General features: G+C 44.1%; 5 protein-coding genes. 2 read left to right on the forward strand and 3 right to left on the reverse strand.

Going from position 1 to position 3,021, the window contains the following annotated elements; genetic code table 11:
* On the reverse strand, nucleotides 1-525 hold a 525-nt coding region (locus QZP87_RS11810; protein ID WP_291323127.1), incomplete at its 3' end, for a hypothetical protein.
* A gap of 410 nt (nucleotides 526-935) precedes the next feature.
* On the opposite strand from QZP87_RS11810, the gene QZP87_RS11815 reads away from it, so the two are divergent.
* The gene (locus QZP87_RS11815; RefSeq protein WP_291323128.1) at nucleotides 936-1,127 is read left to right on the forward strand and encodes a hypothetical protein; all 192 of its coding nucleotides are present in this window, start codon (nucleotides 936-938) and stop codon (nucleotides 1,125-1,127) included.
* Nucleotides 1,102-1,497 (forward strand): hypothetical protein, encoded by a 396-nt coding sequence (locus tag QZP87_RS11820; protein WP_291323129.1) that lies wholly within the window; start codon nucleotides 1,102-1,104, stop codon nucleotides 1,495-1,497. Before QZP87_RS11815 ends, QZP87_RS11820 begins: the two co-directional genes overlap by 26 nt.
* 127 nt (nucleotides 1,498-1,624) lie before the next feature.
* Here the strand turns inward: QZP87_RS11820 and QZP87_RS11825 are convergent, their stop codons facing one another.
* Nucleotides 1,625-2,563 carry an IS3 family transposase gene (locus QZP87_RS11825; RefSeq protein ID WP_291323130.1) on the reverse strand — a complete coding sequence of 313 codons (939 nt, stop codon included), beginning with the start codon at nucleotides 2,561-2,563 and terminating at the stop codon, nucleotides 1,625-1,627.
* Nucleotides 2,530-2,814 carry a hypothetical protein gene (locus tag QZP87_RS11830; protein ID WP_291323131.1) on the reverse strand — a complete coding sequence of 95 codons (285 nt, stop codon included), beginning with the start codon at nucleotides 2,812-2,814 and terminating at the stop codon, nucleotides 2,530-2,532. Before QZP87_RS11830 ends, QZP87_RS11825 begins: the two co-directional genes overlap by 34 nt.
* Nucleotides 2,815-3,021: the final 207 nt, after the last annotated feature.

Here is a 3,021-nt window from a genome sequence, read left to right on the forward strand (position 1 = left end):
CCATCCCTGCTCTGGAGGCTTCTGAATTTTGACAGGATACAAGTTTGATAATAGGCGATCAAAATAAGGGCTCTTTTCAAAACTTCTTCTCGGGTAACCGCATAACAAAAGAAAATTTTTATTGCTAAATAAATATCTATAGAAATCTTGAATAACCTCTGCCAATTCTTCACGGGTATAAAACGGCGTTTCTTTGCTGGTTAGGGCATTGTAATAAGGAATGTAAACAGTTACTAACTTCTTGACGTCAGAGCTACTGAACATAGAAAAGGCTCTCTCCGGTTCAAGATATTTTAGCGCCTCATCTAAATGGCCAGCGACTATTTCTAGAATTCTTTTCTCAGAGAGAGGTTTATTGTTTTTCCCCCGCATATCCTTAAGCGCCATAACAGCACAGGTCAGCACATTCGTAATCTCATTAATCTCATTAACATCGGCTATTTTATGATTGGCGGCTATCTTCTCTGCTTTTTTACGACGGGCGGCTATTTCCTCTGCTATGTCCAAGTTTTTTGAGCCTGCCATATAAAGTCACCTCCTTTACTACCGCATTTTTTCAAGGCGTACGATTTAGATTATAAATCCCCAGATGTCTTTTGTCCACTGTTTATCAAGCCACCAGCATACAAGGCGAAAGAAAAGATTGGTTACGGTTTACCCAGCAATGGGAGAACCGTAGATACTATTACTAGCAATACTTGAGACACGGATGCTGAACGTCAACTATGATTTCCCGCCATTTACCTTCCAGCCTGCAATGGTTTCTAAGATACCTCACTCAAGATTCGGGCCCAAATCTGCCTTTGGGTGATTAATCACCCAGAGCTAATCTAAGAATTTAATTTTTTTCTCCTCTTGTTTCATTCTTTTTTGCTTCCCTAACTCCACGCTGGGCGACTTTTCGCCAAGGCTTAGTGAAAGGAGGTGTGAGATCCATGGTCAAGAAAAAGGCGATTGAGGAGTTTCAGGAAATCTGCCTGGAACGGCACGAAATTAGGCTGCCTTTTGACGAAGCTGCAGAACAGGCGAATCAACTTATCCGCTTCTGCAAGTTCGCAATTGGTTGCCAGGTAACGAACAAAACCGAGGGGAGAGGGAAAGATGAAGCAAAAAGCATTAAGGAATAACGGAAGCGACCCGGATAGGAAGGAACTGTTAATTTTAGACAGATGGGATACAGCCAAAAAAGCTATTGAGGAGTGCAGAAGCATCGAGGAGGTAAAGAGATTAAGGGATCAGGCCGAGTTATACCATGTCTACTCCAGACAGGTAAAAGAAAGCTTAGAGTTACAGAACAAAATCGCAGAAATCCGCCTGAGGGCCGAAAGAGGCATTGGCAAATTCAGCAAGAAATTCCCGAAACGCCAGGGTGGAGATACCCGCTTCGGTTCTCCCAGGGATGGGAAAACCGTAAGTAAAGGAGAAATGCTCAAGAAATTAAACATCGATAGCAAACATATTCACCGGTATGAGGCGATGGCTTCCTTGCCGGATTGAAGTACTCGGGTTTGTCCAGACCATTTTTTTGATAAGTTAAGGATAAATCCAGTAGTAGTCGTTTCTTTCTTTTTTTGCTTCTTTTTTTCTTTCTTTGTGGATATGTTGATAACTGTGGATAACTCCATCAGGCTATCCCCAAATACACGCTGGCATTAAGGTCATGATATGTGCCGTGAGCTGTCATCTTATCCAGTCCGGCCTCGGCCAATGCATCTGAATATACTTTCCACGGCGTATCATAATCAAACGTCTGGTGGTAGCGCTCCATATTGTAAAATCTGAAATAACACCTCAGACCTTCCCTGGCTTCAGGAATCGTGCGATATCCGCTAAGATATACATTTTCATATTTGACCGTGCGCCACAGCCTTTCAACAAAAATATTATCATGGCAGCGCCCCCGGCCGTCCATACTGATGCGGATATCATGAGAGGTTAAAACATTGTTAAATTCCTTGCAGGTAAACTGCGGCCCCTGGTCGCTATTGAATATATCCGGGACTCCATATATTCCGATAGCTTCCTGCAGCGCTTCCACGCAAAAATCCGCATCAAGCGTATTTGATAATCGCCAGCTCAATACATACCGGCTATACCAGTCTACTATCGCCACCAGGTAGGCAAATCCCTTCTCCAGCCTGATATAAGTGATATCGGCGCACCAGACCTGGTTTGCCCTCTCCACCTTGACGCCCCGCAGCAAATACGGATATATCTTATGATCAGGATGGGGCCTGGACAAGTTGCGCTTAGGATATATAGCCATAAGCCCCATTGTGCGAAGAAGCGTCCTTGTGCGGTCATGGCCCACGTGATAGCCCATGTCGCGTAAATACTTTTTCATTTTGCCGACTCCGTAAAACGGGTGAATCGTATACTCCCTGTCCAGGAGATCCATCAGAATCTGAGTCTCTTCGGAAAAGGGCACCGGTTTATAGTAGAAACGCGACCGGTTGATGCCGAGAAGCATGCACTGGCTGCGGATGCTGTACTTTTTGTCGGTTTTGTTAATCAGTTTCATTCGTTCGTCTATTCCAAAATCTTTAATTTTTTTTTGAGCCACTTGTTCTCCATGGTGATTTCCCCGATGGTCTCATGCAGTTTATCAGTTAAGTCTTCATTGTGTTTGGAGACTGTATTGCCGGGCTTTGCGAAAAGATCGGCTGAACGCTGAATTAGCTCTTTTTTCCATTTGGAGATCAAATTCACATTGATCCCGTATTCAGAGCTAAGTTGCGCCAATGTCTTCTCGCCCTTGATCGCCTCGAGAGCGACCCTTGCCTTAAGAGCCGGTTCATGCCTTTTCTTTACCATGCCTTTCCTCCCATTTTTTAAGCCTTGATTATACAGTATTTTTATCCTTAACCTGGCTTAAAAAGTGGTCCAGTTTTTCCCGAGTATTATATTTGAGCTGAGGGCGCTTAAGGATTTAAAGCTTTTAGAAGGCTGCATAAGGCGGATCCCGTACAAGCTTGCCGATGAGCGGCTCAAGACAGAGAAGTTTATAGATGCGTCAAAGCC

This window comes from Desulfonatronospira sp. (genome assembly GCA_003563255.1).
Taxonomy (GTDB): domain Bacteria; phylum Desulfobacterota; class Desulfovibrionia; order Desulfovibrionales; family Desulfonatronovibrionaceae; genus Desulfonatronospira.